This window comes from Lysobacter sp. 1R34A (genome assembly GCF_051217035.1).
Lineage (GTDB): Bacteria > Pseudomonadota > Gammaproteobacteria > Xanthomonadales > Xanthomonadaceae > Lysobacter.
In genome coordinates this window covers 1-14,055 of record NZ_JBPKJP010000002.1, presented here as the reverse complement: position 1 = coordinate 14,055, position 14,055 = coordinate 1, and the positions used below count along the sequence as shown (strand labels likewise).

Genomic DNA, 14,055 nt, shown 5'->3' with positions numbered 1-14,055 from the left:
GCAACCCGGCGCTTGGCCGAGTCCTCAGTCCCGAGTCCCGAGTCCCGTAGCCAAGCGTTCATCGCCCCGCCTCCAGCACCACGTCGGCGACGCGTTCGGCGGCGTCGGGCTTGGCCAGCGCACGCGCGGCGTTGGCCATCTGCAACAGCACGCCGCGCTCGGCCAGGATTTCGATGGTCGCCGACAGGCGCTCGGCCAGGTCGCCGGCCTGCGGCAGCAGTTGCGCCGCGCCGCGATCGACCAGGAAACGCGCGTTCTTGGTCTGATGGTCGTCGACCGCCTGCGGGAACGGCACCAGCACGCTGCCGACTCCGGCCGCGCACAACTCGGCCAGGGTCAGCGCGCCGGCGCGGCACACCACCAGGTCGGCCCAGGCGTAGGCGGCGGCCATGTCGGCGATGAAGGGTTCGACCGACGCGACCACGCCGGCCGCGGCATAGGCGCGTTCGGCGTCTTCGCGCAGCTTCTCGCCGCACTGGTGCCGCACTTCGCAGGGCACCCGGCCGCGCAGGCCGGCGATCGCCGCGGGCACGCCGGCGTTGAGCGCACGCGCGCCCTGGCTACCGCCGAGCACGAGCAGGCGCAGCGGCCCGCTGCGTTCGGCGAAACGTTGCGCCGGCGCGGCGATCGCCGCGATCTCGGCGCGCACCGGATTGCCGACCACTTGTTCGCGGCCGCCGGCGAAAGTGTCCGGAAAGCCGGTCAGCACGCTGCCCGCGAAACGCGACAGCACCCGGTTGGTCATGCCCGGGGCGCGATTTTGTTCGTGCACGATCAGCGGCACGCCGGCCAGACGCGCGGCCAGGCCGCCGGGGCCCGCCGCGTAGCCGCCGAAACTCACCACCGCGCGCGGCTGGCGCTGGCGCAGCACGCGCTGCGCCGCGCGCACCGACGACAGCAGGCGGAACGGCGCGCGCAGCAACGTGGCCAGGCCCTTGCCGCGGACGCCGCTGATCGCGATGGTGTCGATGGCGACGTCGTGCTGCGGCACCAGGCGCGTTTCCATGCCGCCGTCGGCGCCGAGCCAGCACACCGGGACGCCGCGGCCTCGCAGGGCCTTGGCCACTGCGAGGCCGGGAAAGATGTGGCCGCCGGTGCCGCCGGCGAGAATCATCACCGGGCGTTCGCTCGCGCGCAGCTCGCTCATGCCGACCTCCCGAGCGAAGGCTCCACGCGCTGGCGCAGCCGGCTGGTGCCGCGCGCGTTGTCGTGGTTGCGCGCATTGGCCGAGGGCGCGGGACCGGCGTTCGCCGGCGTCGCCGCCGGCGCTGCCGCGCCCTGCCCGGCTTCGCCGCGCAGGCGGGCGACCTGGCGCTGGGCACGGTCGAGTTCGTAGGACACGCGCAGCAGCACGCCGAGCGCGGCGCAGCTCATCAGCACGCTGGAGCCGCCGTAGGAAATCATCGGCAGGGTCAGGCCCTTGGTCGGCAGCAGGCCCAGGTTCACGCCGATCGAGACGAAGCTCTGCAGCCCCATCCACAGGGCGATGCCGAAAGCGACGTAACCGGAGAAGTGGCGACGCATCTCGACGCACTTCAGCCCGATCCACAATGCGCGCCCGGCCAGCAGCACGTACATGCCGACCACCGCGCAGACGCCGGCGAAACCGAATTCCTCGCCGATCACCGCCATGATGAAGTCGGTATGCGCCTCGGGCAGGTAGGACAGCTTCTGCACCGACGCGCCGAGGCCGACCCCGGTCCACTCGCCGCGGCCGACCGCCATCAGCGCGTTGGTCAGCTGATAGCCGGTGCCGAACGGGTCGACCCAGGGATTCAGGAACGAGGTCAGGCGGGTGACGCGGTAGGGCTCGGCGATGGCGACGATCGCCAGCACCGGCAGGCCGATCAGCACCGGGCCGAACATGCGCGGCATGTTGACGCCGCCGAGCACCAGCATGCCGGCGGTGATCGCCAACAGCAGCGAAGACGAACCGAAGTCGGGCTGCATCAGCAGCAAGGCCACCAGCACCACGGCCACGCCGATCGGCTTGAGCATCGCGCCCCAGGTGGCCGAGATGTCTTCGCTGAAGCGCTTCAGATAACTCGCCAGCCAGACGATGTAGAGCAGCTTGACCGCCTCGACCGCCTGGAAGCTGGCCGGGCCGAGGTTGATCCATCGCTTGGCGCCGTTGACCTGCTTGCCGATCACCGGCACGAACACCAGCAGCAGCAACACCACGCAGACCAGCAGCAGCCACTGGTTGTGCTGCTCGATGGTCTTGAGCTCGGTGCGCATCAGCCAGAAGCCCAGGCCCAGGCCGACCGACAGGAAGATCAGGTGGCGGGTCAGGAAGTAGAACGGATCGACCTCATGGGTCGCGGCCACGCCGAGCGAGGCCGAGCCGACCATGATCACGCCCGTGCAGGCCAGCGCCGCGGACACGGCGAGCAACCACGGGTCGTAGCGCCCGTGGATGGCGTCGAGTCGCGTTGCCTGGCGTGCGGAATTTTCCATCAACGGACCTTGAGCGTGGCCAGACCGACCAGCACCAGCACCACCGAGATGATCCAGAAGCGCACGATCACCCGCGGCTCGGGCCAGCCCTTGAGCTCGAAGTGGTGATGGATCGGCGCCATGCGGAACACGCGCTTGCCGGTGAGCTTGAACGAGGCGACCTGGATCATCACCGACAGGGTCTCGATGACGAACACGCCGCCCATGATCACCAGCACCAGTTCCTGACGGACGATCACCGCGATGGTGCCGAGCACCGCGCCGAGCGCGAGCGCGCCGATGTCGCCCATGAACACCATCGCCGGGTAGGTGTTGAACCACAGGAAGCCGAGCCCGGCGCCGGCGATCGCCGCGCAGATGATCACCAGCTCGCCGGCCCCGGGCACCTGCGGGATCTGCAGGTACTTGGAGAACTCGGCATGGCCGGAGGCATAGGCGAACACGCCCAGTGCGCAGGCGACCAGCACCGTCGGCATGATGGCCAGGCCGTCGAGGCCGTCGGTCAGGTTGACCGCATTGGAGAAGCCGACGATCCAGAAATAGGCGACCACGATCAGGCCGGCGCCGAGCGGGATCGCGATGGCCTTGATCAGCGGCACGTAGAAGGTCGTGCTGGCCGCGGTCGAGGGATCGGCGGTGAAGTACAGGAAGGCGCCGGCGGCCAGGCCGAAGATCGACTGCAGCAGATACTTCCAGCGCGATTTCAGGCCGTTGGGGTCGCGGTGGACGATCTTGATCCAGTCGTCGTACCAGCCGATCGCGCCGAACGCCAGCATCACCGCCAGCACCAGCCAGACGTAACGGTTGCGCAGGTCGCCCCACAGCAGCACCGAGGCCAGCACCGTGACCAGGATCAGCGCCCCGCCCATGGTCGGAGTGCCGGCCTTGGAGAAATGCGTCTGCGGGCCGTCCTGGCGGATCGGCTGGCCGCCCTTGTACTGGGCGAGCTTGCGGATCACCGCCGGCCCCCACCACAACGACAAGGCCAGCGCGGTCAGCGCGCTGAGGATGCCGCGGAAGGTCAGATAACCGAACAGACCGAAGAGGCTCTGCAGTTGTTCCAGCCAGCGAGTCAATTCAAGCAACATGCGTCGTCCCCTTCCCCTGTGCGGGCTTCTGCGCGGACAGCAACGCCGTCACGATCCGATCCATCGCACTGCTGTGCGACCCCTTGACCAACACCCGTACGCCTTCGCGCAGATCGGCGGCCAGCGCCTGCGCGAGCTCGGCATGGCTCGCGTGCACGCTGGCGCCCTCGCCGAAGGCCTGCGCCGCGGCGGTACTGAGCGCGCCGAGCGCGTACAGGCGGCGGATGCCGGAGGCCTTGGCGCGGCGGCCGATGTCGGCGTGCATGGCGATTTCGTCGTTGCCGATCTCGCGCATGTCGCCGAGCACCAGCCAGTTCTCGCCGCCGATTTCGGCCAGCGCGTCGATCGCCGCCGCGGTCGAACCGGGGTTGGCGTTGTAGCTGTCGTCGATCAACACCGCGCCGTTGTCGAGACGGTGGGTGATCAGGCGACCCTCGACCGGCTGAGCGGCGTTAAGGCCGGCGACGACCGCGTCGAACCCGGCGCCGGCGCCCAGCGCCAGCGCGGTCGCAGCGAGCGCGTTGCGCACGTTGTGCCGGCCGACCAGGTTCAAGGCGATATCCGCCCGACCCTGCGGCGTCACCAGCGCGAACCTCGAACCGTCGGTGCCGACGCGAATATCCCGGGCGCTCACGTCCGCGCTGGACTCGAGGCCGAAGCGAATGACCCGGCGCCCGGCCGCGCGTTCGCCGAAATACGGGGCGAAGGCGTCGTCGGCGTTGATCACCGCCACGCCGTCGGCGGGCAGCGCGTCGTAGATAGCCGCCTTGGTGTCGGCGATGCCGAGCAGGCTGCCCATGCGCTCCAGGTGCGCCGGGGCGATGTTGTTGACCAGGGCCACCTGCGGACGCGCCACGCCCACCAGGTAAGCGATGTCGCCGGGCTTGCCGGCGCCCATTTCGTAGATCGAGAACTGGGCGTCTTCCGGCGCGTCGAGCACCGCCAACGGCAGGCCGATCTCGTTGTTGCGATTGCCCGGCGTCGCATAGGTGCGGCCGGCGCGCTCCAGGATCGCCGCGGTCAGGGTCTTGACGCTGGTCTTGCCGTTGCTGCCGGTGATCGCGACGACGGTGTTGCCGCTGCGCTGCGCCTGCACTGCAGCGGCGAGGTCGGCGAGCGCGCGTTCGCTGTCGGCGGCGACGACCTGGGCCACCGGCGCATCGGTCTCGCGCGCGACCAGCGCGCCGGCGACCGTGGTGCCGGCGAGCTTGGCGAGGTGATCGTGGCCGTCGAAGCGCTCGCCCTTGAGCGCGACGAACAGCGCCGCGCCGCGTTCTGGCAGCGCGCGGGTGTCGGTGACGACGAGTTCGATCGCCGTATCGGCGCCATGCAGGCGGCCACCGGTCATACGTGCGATTTCGGACAGTCGCAGGCTCTTCATGGTCGCTCCTGCCCACCCTGGGCCCGCGCCGCCTGCACACCCGTGTGGGGCGCGCGAGCTTCCAGCGCGGCCCGGGCTACGTCGGTGTCGTCGAAAGCATGGCGCACGCCATGGATCTCCTGATAAGGCTCGTGGCCCTTGCCGGCGATCAGCACGATGTCGTCGGCGCCGGCCTGGGCGATGGCGTGGTCGATCGCCGCGCGGCGGTCGCGCAGGACCACCGCGCGCTGCGGGTCTCGCAGGCCGGCGACGATGTCGGCGACGATGACGTCGCCGTCTTCGCCGCGCGGGTTGTCGTCGGTGACGATGACCAGGTCGGCGCCGTGCTCGGCGATCGCCGCCATCTGCGGGCGCTTGCCGCGATCTCGTTCGCCGCCGCAGCCGAACACGCAGATCAGGCGCGCGCCGGCATGCGAGCGCAGCGAGGCCAGCGCCTGTTCCAGTGCGTCGGGGGTGTGCGCGTAGTCGATCACGACCAGGGGCGCGACGCCGTCGCCGCCGAGGCGGTTCATGCGGCCGTGGATCGGCTGCAATCGCGACAGGGTTTCGGCGATCTGCGCCGGCTTGTCGCCGAGCGCATACAGGGTGCCGGCCACCGCCAGCAGGTTGTCGACGTTGAAGCGGCCCAGCAGCGGCGACACGACTGCGTGGGTCTGGCCGTCGACGACCAAGTCGAAGCCGATGCCGCGATTGTCGAAGCTCAGGGTCTCGGCGCGGACGACGGCGTGGTCGCGATCGCGCGAGCTCAGCCCGACCGCGCGCACCGACTTGGGCAGCTTGGCGATCAGTTCGCGGCCGAATTCGTCGTCGAGGTTGATCGCCGCGGCCTTGAGGCCGGGCCAGGCGAACAGACGCGCCTTGGCCGCGCCGTAGGTCGCCATGTCGCCGTGATAGTCGAGATGGTCGCGGGTCAAGTTGGTGAACACGCCGACGTCGAAGTGCACGCCGGCGACGCGGCCCTGATCGAGCGCGTGCGAGCTGACTTCCATCGCGATCGCGCTGGCGCCGGCCTCGTGCATGTCGGCCAGCAATTCGTGCAGTTGCAGCACCAGCGGCGTAGTGAAACCGGTCGGGACGATTTCGCCGTACAGGCCGGCGCCGAGAGTGCCGACGCTGCCGCAGCGGATGCCGCGCAAGGCCCAGGCCTGCGCGATCAACTGCACGGTCGAGGTCTTGCCGTTGGTGCCGGTCACGCCGACCACGGTCATCGCGTCGGTGGCGCGGCCGTGGAAACGATCGCCCATCTCGCCCAGGCGCGCGCGCAGGCCGGGCACGGCGATCGCATCGGCCGGAGCCGGCAGTTCGTCGGGCGCGGGCGGCTCGAACAGGATCGCGCTGGCGCCGTTGGCGCGCGCCTGCTCGACGAAACCCAGGCCGTGCGCGCCGAACCCGGCGATCGCCACGAAGGCATTGCCGGGACGCACCGCGCGGCTGTCCATCACCAGGCCGGTGATACGCAGATCGCCGGGGATGCCGGCGATGTCGGGCAGCAGTTCGGCCAGGGACATCAGGCGGCTCATCGCGCCCCTCCCTGGATCATCGTGCCCGCGGCGATCGGCGGCGGCGACGCGACGGTCTGGGTCGCTGCCGGAAGCACCGGGCCGCTCGGCTTGCCGCCGTTCTGCTTGAGGCGCTTGGCTTCGGCCGCGGCCTGCACCGCCAGCCAGGTTTCGATGTCGTCGGGCGCCACGTCCATCAGGCGCAGCGCGCCGTCCATGACGTTGCGGAACACCGGTCCGGACACCGAGCCGCCGTAGTAACCGCGCTTGGTCGGGTCGGGCTCGCTGACCACCACCACCATCGAGAAGCGCGGCTTCTCCACCGGCACCACGCCGGCGAACAAGGACACGTACTTGCGCGAGTAACCGCCGGTGGCGCTGAACTTGCGGGTGGTGCCGGTCTTGCCGGCGACGTGATAGCCGAGGATCGCCGCCTGCTTGGCGGTGCCGCCCGGCTCGGTCACGGTCTGCATCATCCGCATGATTTCGCCGGCCACCGCCGGGTCCAGCACCTGCCGCGCTTCGTTGCGCTGGCCCTTGACGAAGGTCGGCTGGATCAGCCGGCCGCCGTTGGCCATCGCCGCGTAGGCCATGGCGATCTGCACCGGCGTCGCCGACAGCCCGTAGCCGTAGGACATGGTCGCCTTGGTGGTGCCGCTCCAGCGCGACGGCGGCGCGAGCAGGCCCGAGGACTCGCCCGGGAAGCCGCTGTTGGGCTTCTGGCCGTAACCGAAGCCGCGGATGAAGTTGTAGTAGTAGTCGTTCGGCAACGGCAGCGCGAGCTTGGCCGCGCCGACGTTGGAGCTCTTGGTGATCACGCCGGTGACGGTCAGCACGCCGTTGTTGTGGGTGTCGGTGATGCGATAGCGGCCATTGGGCATCCAGCCCGGCGTGGTGTTGACCAGGGTCGTGGGCTTGACCGCGCCGGCGTTGAGCGCGGCGGCGACGGTGATCGGCTTCATCGTCGAACCCGGCTCGACCACGTCGGTGACCGCGCGGTTGCGATGGGTGTCGCGGTTGCCGGCGCTGAGCAGGTTCGGGTTGTAGGTCGGCAGGTTCGCCATCGCCAGCACTTCGCCGGTCTCGATGTCGAGCACGACCGCCGAGGCGCTGCTGGCGCCGGTTTCGACCAGCGCCCGGCGCAGTTCGCGATAGGTCAGGTACTGGATGCGGCGGTCGAGAGTGAGGGTCAGGTCCTTGCCCGGCTCGGCCGACTGCACCAGGTCGACGTTCTCGACGATGCGGCCGGCGCCGTCGCGGATCACCCGCTTGGTGCCGGGCTTGCCGCGCAGTTCGTGGTCGAACGCCAGTTCCAGGCCTTCCTGGCCGCGGTCGTCGATGTTGGTGAAGCCCAGCACGTGCGCCATCGCCTCGCCCTGCGGGTAGAAGCGGCGGAACTCGCGCTGCGAAAACACCCCCGGCACCTTGTGGGCCAGGATCTTGCGCGCCTCGTCCGGATTGATCCGGCGCTTGAGGTACATGAATTCCTTGCCGGCGCGCTGGGCCAGCTTGCGGGTCAGCTCGTCGCGCGACACGCCCAGCGCCTTGGCCAGCTCCGGCAGGCGCTCGGGGTTCTTGGCCAGCTCCTTGGGGTTGCCCCAGATCGACTCGACCGGGGTCGACACCGCCAGCGGCTCGCCGTTGCGGTCGGTGATCATGCCGCGCGAGGTCGGGATCGGGATCTCGCGCAGCGAACGCGCATCGCCCTGCTGGCGATAGAAATCGTTGCTGATGACCTGCAGGTCCAGCGCGCGCCCGACCAGGGCGACCGCGCACAGGCCGAGCGAGCCGCCGACCAGGATCAGGCGGTTGCGCAGGTTGAACTGGGCGACGCGACCGCGCGGCTTGTTGCCGCGCGAGCCGCGGTCTTCGCGGGCGCGCGCGAAGCGCTCGCCGATGCCCTCGACCAGGCGGTCGAATCCGCCGCCGCGGCCGCGCTCGCCGAGCACGCGATCGAGCGGCCCGCTGCGGGTGGGGCGATGCGGCTTGCGACCGTTCATGGCCGGATCACCACGGTTTCGGCGCCTTCCGGGAACTTCATCCCGATGCGCTCGCGCGCGACCTGGTCGATGCGGTTGCTCTCCGCCCAGGTGGCCTGTTCCAGCTGCAGGCGGCCGAACTCGATGTTGAGTTCGTCGCGCTCGCGCTGGAGCTTGTTGAGTTGCACGAACAACTGGCGATGCTCATGGCGCGCGAACACCACCAACAGGGCCGAGACCACGTTGGCGACGATCAGCAGGGCGAGCAGCAGGCGCATCATATGGTCGGGACTCGGGTTTCGGGACTCGGGACTCGCACAAGAGCCGGGACTCGGAACTCGGGACTCGGGACTGGGTAAGGCGCTTGGACCTCTAACTGATGAAGGTGCTTCGGCTTCGGGGGCACGGGGGCCGTCCTCGCGTGAGCGAATCCGGAGCCTTGAGTCCCGAGATCCGGCTTTTGACCGAGTCCCGAGTCCCGAAACCCGAGTCCCGGCTCCTGGCCGAGTCCCGAGTCCCGAGTCCCGAGTCCCAGTTTCTCGGCCACGCGCAGCACCGCGCTGCGCGCGCGCGGGTTGCTCGCGGTTTCTTCGTCGAAGGCCTTCTGCGCGCCGCCGATCGCCAGCAGGGTCGGGGTGAACGCCAGCTCGATCGGCATGCGCCGGTTGGCCGGCGGCGCCTTGGAGTGGCGGGCGATGAACTGCTTGACGATGCGGTCTTCGAGCGAGTGGAAGCTGATCACCGCCAGGCGGCCGCCGGGCTTGAGCCTGGCCAGCGCCGCGTCGAGGCCGGCTTCGAGGTCGGCCAGCTCGCGATTTATGAAGATGCGGATCGCCTGGAAGCTGCGGGTCGCGGGATGGATCTTGTTGTCGCCGCGCGGCATCACCGAGGCGATCAGGTCGGCCAACTGGCCGGTACGCAGCAAGGGCTGCTCGCTGCGGCGCGCGACGATGGTGCGGGCGATCTTGCGGCTCTGGCGCTCTTCGCCGTAGGTCCACAGCACCTCGGCGATCTCTTTCTCCGAGGCCGAGGCCAGCCACTGCGCCGCGCTCTGGCCGCTGTCGGGATCCATGCGCATGTCGAGCGGGCCGTCCTTGCCGAAGCTGAAACCGCGCTCGGCGACGTCGAGCTGCGGCGAGGACACGCCCAAGTCCAACAGCACGCCGTCTAGGCCGCCGGCGGTTTCGTCCCAATGGGCCAGGTCGGCGAAGCTGCCGCGATAGATCGACACGCGCGGGTCGCCACCGAACTCGCGTTCGGCCACGGCGATCGCTTCCGGGTCCTTGTCCATCACCAGCAGCCGGCCTCGCGCTTGCAAAAGCTCCAGCACGCCGCGGGCATGCCCGCCGCGTCCGAACGTGCCGTCGAGATAGGCACCGTTCCCGAGCACCCGCAGGCCATCCAGCACCTGCCGGTACATCACGGGAAGGTGGCCGGATCGCGCGTGCGTGCGTTCCATGCCACCGCCCGTCATAGCTGCAGGTCGAGCAGCTCGTCGCTCAGATCGTCGTCGGTGATCGTCTGACGGATCTGCGCGTGATGCGCCTGCTCGCTCCATAACTCGAATTTGTCGCCCATGCCCAGCAAGACGGCTTTCTTCTCGATGCCGACCGCGGCGCGATGGCTGCCCGGCAGGGTGATGCGGCCGTTGCCGTCGAGTTCGACGAAGGCGGCCGCGCCGACCAGCTTGAGCTGCATGTTGCGGTTGACCTTTTTGGCCTTGGGCAGCTTGTTGACCTGGTCGCGGACGCGTTCCCAGATCGACAGCGGATACAGATAGAGCGAACCCGACTCGAACGGGTTGTAGGTGATGACCAGGCGGTTGCCGCATTCGCGCGCGACGACGTCGCGGTAGGCGGTGGGTACCGCCAGCCGTCCCTTGTCATCGATCGTGATGGCGGTTTCGCCCTGGAACATTGCGCACCTATGTGGTTCCCGTCTCTACCGGACGGGTCACCTCAGTTCACCCGCCCGGCTGGACGGCTGGCCTCGAAAACCCACAAAAACCCAGGTTTTCCCTCGGATGTCCACATTAGCAGGGTGCACAAGGTTGTCAACAACTTTCCGGGCCGAATTTCACCAAGCACATCAATGGCTTGCGGCAAACTTCAGAGTCTTATTCAAGACTTATCCACTAACCTTTGTTTCGTCTCACATTTTGAGACTCAGCACGTCACAAAGTGACCCTCGCGCGATGGCCGTCACAGTTGTTAAAGTCTTGTTGCGCAGCGGCAAGCCGTGCCGATCAGCGCAGAAGCTCGGGATTTGCCGGCATGATCGGCCGCAACTATCGGAACATCCGCATGCGAATGGGCGGCCAATGGCTGCTGCCCTGCGGCACCCGTTCAGCCCAAAGGGTCGGTGCCGGGGATCGAGGCCAAATCGCGCCAGCAAGCCGATCACCCGCCAAGCGCCGGGCCCGAAGAACAGGACCCGGAAGCGGCTGCCAGCCGAGCCCTAGCCCGCCCTCACCCGACCTCCCCCGCCAGCGGGAGAGGAAGACAAACCGCAGCGATCATCCCGATCGCCGACGCGGGCACCGAGCAAAGCAACCAGCCCAAACCAAAGCCCAATCGAGAGCCCCCTTTAGTAAAGGGGGCGCCCCAACGGGGCGGGGATTTGGACGTACATAGCAGGGCCCGAAGTTTGCGCAGCAAACTTTGGGGTTCTCAGGGCATTGCCCGAAGAACGCCGCCCCGCCGGGGCGGGGATTTGGAAGCGCATAGCGGGGCCCGAAATTTGCAACGCAAATTTTAGGACTTTCCAGGCGCAGCCTGGAAAAGCGCGAAGCCGGCCGATAAGCCGGGTTCTGTCGTGGACAGTCATTCCTCTAGGCGCAACGTCGCCGTTACGCTCAAGCAACCTACCCGGAGACATCGCGGGCCGCGACATAGTCTCCCTATTTGGTTTTGCTCCCGGTGGGGTTTGCCGTGCCGGTCTGTTGCCAGACTCGCGGTGCGCTCTTACCGCACCGTTTCACCCTTACCACGCACCCTTGCGGGCCGTTCGGCGGTCTACTCTCTGTTGCACTTTCCGTCGGCTTGCGCCGCCCAGGCGTTACCTGGCACCGTGCCCTGTGGAGCCCGGACTTTCCTCGGCACCGGATCTTGCGATCCGATGACGCGACTGCCTGGCCGACTCCGCGCCGGCATTGTCGCACGCGCAGGGGCCGAACCGGCGGAAAGGACTCATCCAGGGCAAAGGAGCGCCGAGCTCATGCACCACGACGACCCGGAAGACCATTACCCGCTCTACCCCCTGGGCATGCTGCGCCGGCATGGGCTGGCCGGCGCCCAGGATCTGGCCGAGCGCCTGCCCTCGTGGAGCGAAAGCGAACTGCGCGAGGCGTTCTGGCCGGCCTACCGCGCGATCCGCGCCAGCGAGACCGAGCTGGAACGCAACTTCGGCATCGACGGCGGCGAACGGGTGCTGCGGCTCAACGGCCGGCCGATCTTCGTCTCCGAAGACATCTGGAACTTCCAGGTCGTGGCCGGTGCAGAACTGATCGAGGCGCTGGTCGCCGCGCTCGAGCGCCAGCGCGCGGCCGCCCGGGACGGATCGGCGCCTTAGTCGCCGCTGCCGTACAAGGCCTTGCGCGGCGCGCCGCTGAGCTCCGCCGCCAGCTTGGCCGCGGTCGACGGCGGCAGATGCTCCTTCAACTTGGCGTACAGGCGCAGGCCTTCGACGACCCTGGCGTCGGCATCGTCGCCGGCGCCCTGGACGATCACCACGAACTCGCCCTTGCGCTGGTTCGGGTCGGCCTTGACCCGCGCGGCGAGCTCGCCGAGCGAGCCGTCGAGCACGGTCTCGAACAGCTTGGTCAGCTCGCGCGCCAGCACCGCCGGGCGTTCGAAGCCGAAGCTGTTGACCATGTCGTCGAGGGTGTCCTCGATCCGGTGCGAGGACTCGTAGAACAACAAGGTCTGCGGCTCGGCGGCGAGCCGGGTCAGGCGCTCGCGCCGAGCCGAGCTCTTGGCCGGCAGGAAACCCTCGAAACTGAACCGATCCGAGGCCAGGCCGGCGACGCTGAGCGCGGCGATCGCGGCGCAGGCGCCGGGCACCGGCGAGACCCGGATGCCGGCGGCGCGCGCGGCGCGCACCAGGCGAAAGCCCGGATCGCTCACCAGCGGCGTGCCGGCATCGGACACCAGGGCCAGCGAATCGCCGGCCTGCAGGCGCGCCACCAACTGCGCCGCCTGCTGTTCCTCGTTGTGCTGGTGCAGCGCCAGCAGCGGCCGTTCCAGGCCGAAGTGCGCCAGCAGCTGTCGGGTGTGGCGCGTGTCCTCGGCGCAGATCGCCGCGACCGTACGCAAGGTCTCGAGCGCGCGCGGCGACAGGTCGCCGAGGTTGCCGATCGGGGTTGCCACAATATGAAGGGTGCCGAAGGTCTGCATCGTACGCTTAGGGTAAGGGCGGGTAGAATCCTAACCGGTCCCACAGGAACGCCGCTGGACGGCGGATGCAAGCCGATGAATTCAAAGCAAAACCGGCCCGCGATGACATGGATGTTCAGCCTTCTGGCCGCAACCGCCCTGCTCGGCGGCTGCGCCACGGTCGAAACCCGTCCGGTCGCCGCGATCAATGCGGCCAATCCGCTGATCGCCCAGGCGGCTCACCTCGCCCGCAACAACGCCAGCCTCAGCGGCGCGGCGCGGACCCAGAACGAGCAACAGATCGAACGCCTGCTGTCGCAACTCGACAACGCCGCGCTCGCGCGCGAAGCCGATGCCGTGCCGGTAGGCGATCCGCTCTACAACTACCTCGGCCGCCAGCTGATGCAGCGCGGCCTGCCCTTGCCGCGTCCGTTCGACCAGACCTCGAACTGGAGCTTCAGCGCCGCCGGCCAGCGCCCGCCGGCCGACAGCGACGGTTACCGCCCGCCGGTCAAGCTGGCGGTGTTGCTGCCGCTGACCGGCGCGCTCGCGACCGCGTCGGCGCCGGTGCGCGACGGCCTGCTCGCCGGCTACTACGGCGAAAGCCGGCGCCGTCCCGAGATCGCGTTCTACGACACCTCCGGCACCGCCGGCGGCACCCTCGCCGCCTACGACAAGGCCGCCGCCGCGGGCCACGACTTCGTGATCGGCCCGCTCGGCCGCGACGAAGTCAGCGCCCTGTTCGGCAAGACCGCCCTGCCGGTGCCGGTGCTCGCGCTCAACCGCGGCAACGTCGCTCCGCCCAGCGGCAACGTCAGCTTCTCGCTGACGCCCGAGGACGAAGGGATCGCCGCGGCCGACTACCTGCTCGAGCGCAAGGTCGCGCGCGTGCTCGCCATCGGCGGCGGCGACGAAGGCCAGCGCCGCGCGATCGCCGCGCTCAAGGAACGCCTGGCCGCGCGCGGCGCCCAGGTCACCGATACCATCGGCGAAGGCACCGCCGATCTGGCGCCGTTCGTGGCCAAGGAAGGCGGCGTCGACGCCGTGTTCCTGGCGACCAAGGGCAGCGCCGCACGCACATTGGTTCCGAAGCTCGCGATCGTCGGCCTGGCCGACAAACCGCGGGTGGCGACCTCGCAGTTGCTGTCGGGCACCGGCAAGCCGGAGCAGGACAGGGTCCTGGACGGCATTGCCTTCCCGTCGGAATCCTGGACCAGCGGCGGCGTGCGCGGGCTGCCGCCGGCGGTCGGCGCCGGCGCCACCCTGCCGACCGCGCGC

General features: G+C 69.2%; 12 protein-coding genes and 1 other RNA gene. 2 read left to right on the top strand and 11 right to left on the bottom strand.

Going from position 1 to position 14,055, the window contains the following annotated elements; genetic code table 11:
- Positions 1-58: 58 nt before the first annotated feature.
- From murG to rnpB, 10 genes are all read right to left on the bottom strand, one after another.
- Positions 59-1,147, bottom strand: a complete 1,089-nt coding sequence (murG, locus tag ACSAMQ_RS01250) for an undecaprenyldiphospho-muramoylpentapeptide beta-N-acetylglucosaminyltransferase (protein WP_435393900.1) — start codon at positions 1,145-1,147, stop codon at positions 59-61.
- Positions 1,144-2,457: a putative lipid II flippase FtsW gene (ftsW, locus tag ACSAMQ_RS01245; protein ID WP_435393899.1), complete on the bottom strand. Its 1,314-nt coding sequence runs from the start codon at positions 2,455-2,457 to the stop codon at positions 1,144-1,146. The genes murG and ftsW overlap by 4 nt, the downstream gene beginning before the upstream one ends.
- Positions 2,457-3,545 (bottom strand): phospho-N-acetylmuramoyl-pentapeptide-transferase, encoded by a 1,089-nt coding sequence (mraY, locus tag ACSAMQ_RS01240; RefSeq protein ID WP_223619731.1) that lies wholly within the window; start codon positions 3,543-3,545, stop codon positions 2,457-2,459. The genes ftsW and mraY overlap by 1 nt, the downstream gene beginning before the upstream one ends.
- Positions 3,535-4,926 (bottom strand): UDP-N-acetylmuramoyl-tripeptide--D-alanyl-D-alanine ligase, encoded by a 1,392-nt coding sequence (locus tag ACSAMQ_RS01235; RefSeq protein WP_435393898.1) that lies wholly within the window; start codon positions 4,924-4,926, stop codon positions 3,535-3,537. Before ACSAMQ_RS01235 ends, mraY begins: the two co-directional genes overlap by 11 nt.
- Positions 4,923-6,446, bottom strand: coding sequence for a UDP-N-acetylmuramoyl-L-alanyl-D-glutamate--2,6-diaminopimelate ligase (locus ACSAMQ_RS01230; RefSeq protein WP_435393897.1), 1,524 nt, complete (start codon positions 6,444-6,446; stop codon positions 4,923-4,925). Before ACSAMQ_RS01230 ends, ACSAMQ_RS01235 begins: the two co-directional genes overlap by 4 nt.
- Positions 6,443-8,425: a peptidoglycan D,D-transpeptidase FtsI family protein gene (locus tag ACSAMQ_RS01225; RefSeq protein WP_435393896.1), complete on the bottom strand. Its 1,983-nt coding sequence runs from the start codon at positions 8,423-8,425 to the stop codon at positions 6,443-6,445. The genes ACSAMQ_RS01230 and ACSAMQ_RS01225 overlap by 4 nt, the downstream gene beginning before the upstream one ends.
- Complete coding sequence (ftsL, locus tag ACSAMQ_RS01220; RefSeq protein WP_031371593.1) at positions 8,422-8,685, bottom strand: cell division protein FtsL; 264 nt, start codon at positions 8,683-8,685, stop codon at positions 8,422-8,424. The genes ACSAMQ_RS01225 and ftsL overlap by 4 nt, the downstream gene beginning before the upstream one ends.
- The gene (gene rsmH, locus ACSAMQ_RS01215) at positions 8,682-9,863 is read right to left on the bottom strand and encodes a 16S rRNA (cytosine(1402)-N(4))-methyltransferase RsmH (RefSeq protein ID WP_435393895.1); all 1,182 of its coding nucleotides are present in this window, start codon (positions 9,861-9,863) and stop codon (positions 8,682-8,684) included. The genes ftsL and rsmH overlap by 4 nt, the downstream gene beginning before the upstream one ends.
- An 11-nt stretch (positions 9,864-9,874) precedes the next feature.
- On the bottom strand, positions 9,875-10,321 hold the full coding sequence (gene mraZ, locus ACSAMQ_RS01210) for a division/cell wall cluster transcriptional repressor MraZ (RefSeq protein ID WP_057916931.1): 447 nt from the start codon (positions 10,319-10,321) through the stop codon (positions 9,875-9,877).
- 865 nt (positions 10,322-11,186) lie between these two features.
- Positions 11,187-11,546, bottom strand: an RNA gene (rnpB, locus tag ACSAMQ_RS01205) — RNase P RNA component class A.
- A 74-nt stretch (positions 11,547-11,620) separates the two neighbouring features.
- On the opposite strand from rnpB, the gene ACSAMQ_RS01200 reads away from it, so the two are divergent.
- Positions 11,621-11,974, top strand: coding sequence for a hypothetical protein (locus tag ACSAMQ_RS01200; RefSeq protein WP_435393894.1), 354 nt, complete (start codon positions 11,621-11,623; stop codon positions 11,972-11,974).
- Here ACSAMQ_RS01200 and rsmI read toward each other — a convergent pair.
- Entirely contained in the window at positions 11,971-12,798 is an 828-nt protein-coding gene (gene rsmI / locus ACSAMQ_RS01195) for a 16S rRNA (cytidine(1402)-2'-O)-methyltransferase (RefSeq protein ID WP_435393893.1), read from the bottom strand. The genes ACSAMQ_RS01200 and rsmI overlap by 4 nt on opposite strands.
- Positions 12,799-12,909: 111 nt before the next feature.
- Between rsmI and ACSAMQ_RS01190 the strand changes: the two genes are divergently transcribed.
- Positions 12,910-14,055 (top strand): penicillin-binding protein activator (locus ACSAMQ_RS01190; RefSeq protein WP_435393892.1); only part of this gene is annotated, 1,146 nt, incomplete at its 3' end.

Bases quoted from the DNA above. Each gene is read 5' to 3' on its own strand.
- rsmI (WP_435393893.1), bottom strand. From the start codon at position 12,798: ATGCAGACCTTCGGCACCCTTCATATTGTGGCAACCCCGATCGGCAAC.
- ACSAMQ_RS01230 (WP_435393897.1), bottom strand. From the start codon at position 6,446: ATGAGCCGCCTGATGTCCCTGGCCGAACTGCTGCCCGACATCGCCGGC.
- ftsW (WP_435393899.1), bottom strand. From the start codon at position 2,457: ATGGAAAATTCCGCACGCCAGGCAACGCGACTCGACGCCATCCACGGG.
- mraZ (WP_057916931.1), bottom strand. From the start codon at position 10,321: ATGTTCCAGGGCGAAACCGCCATCACGATCGATGACAAGGGACGGCTG.
- ftsL (WP_031371593.1), bottom strand. From the start codon at position 8,685: ATGATGCGCCTGCTGCTCGCCCTGCTGATCGTCGCCAACGTGGTCTCG.
- ACSAMQ_RS01225 (WP_435393896.1), bottom strand. From the start codon at position 8,425: ATGAACGGTCGCAAGCCGCATCGCCCCACCCGCAGCGGGCCGCTCGAT.
- ACSAMQ_RS01200 (WP_435393894.1), top strand. From the start codon at position 11,621: ATGCACCACGACGACCCGGAAGACCATTACCCGCTCTACCCCCTGGGC.
- mraY (WP_223619731.1), bottom strand. From the start codon at position 3,545: ATGTTGCTTGAATTGACTCGCTGGCTGGAACAACTGCAGAGCCTCTTC.
- murG (WP_435393900.1), bottom strand. From the start codon at position 1,147: ATGAGCGAGCTGCGCGCGAGCGAACGCCCGGTGATGATTCTCGCCGGC.
- rsmH (WP_435393895.1), bottom strand. From the start codon at position 9,863: ATGGAACGCACGCACGCGCGATCCGGCCACCTTCCCGTGATGTACCGG.
- ACSAMQ_RS01235 (WP_435393898.1), bottom strand. From the start codon at position 4,926: ATGAAGAGCCTGCGACTGTCCGAAATCGCACGTATGACCGGTGGCCGC.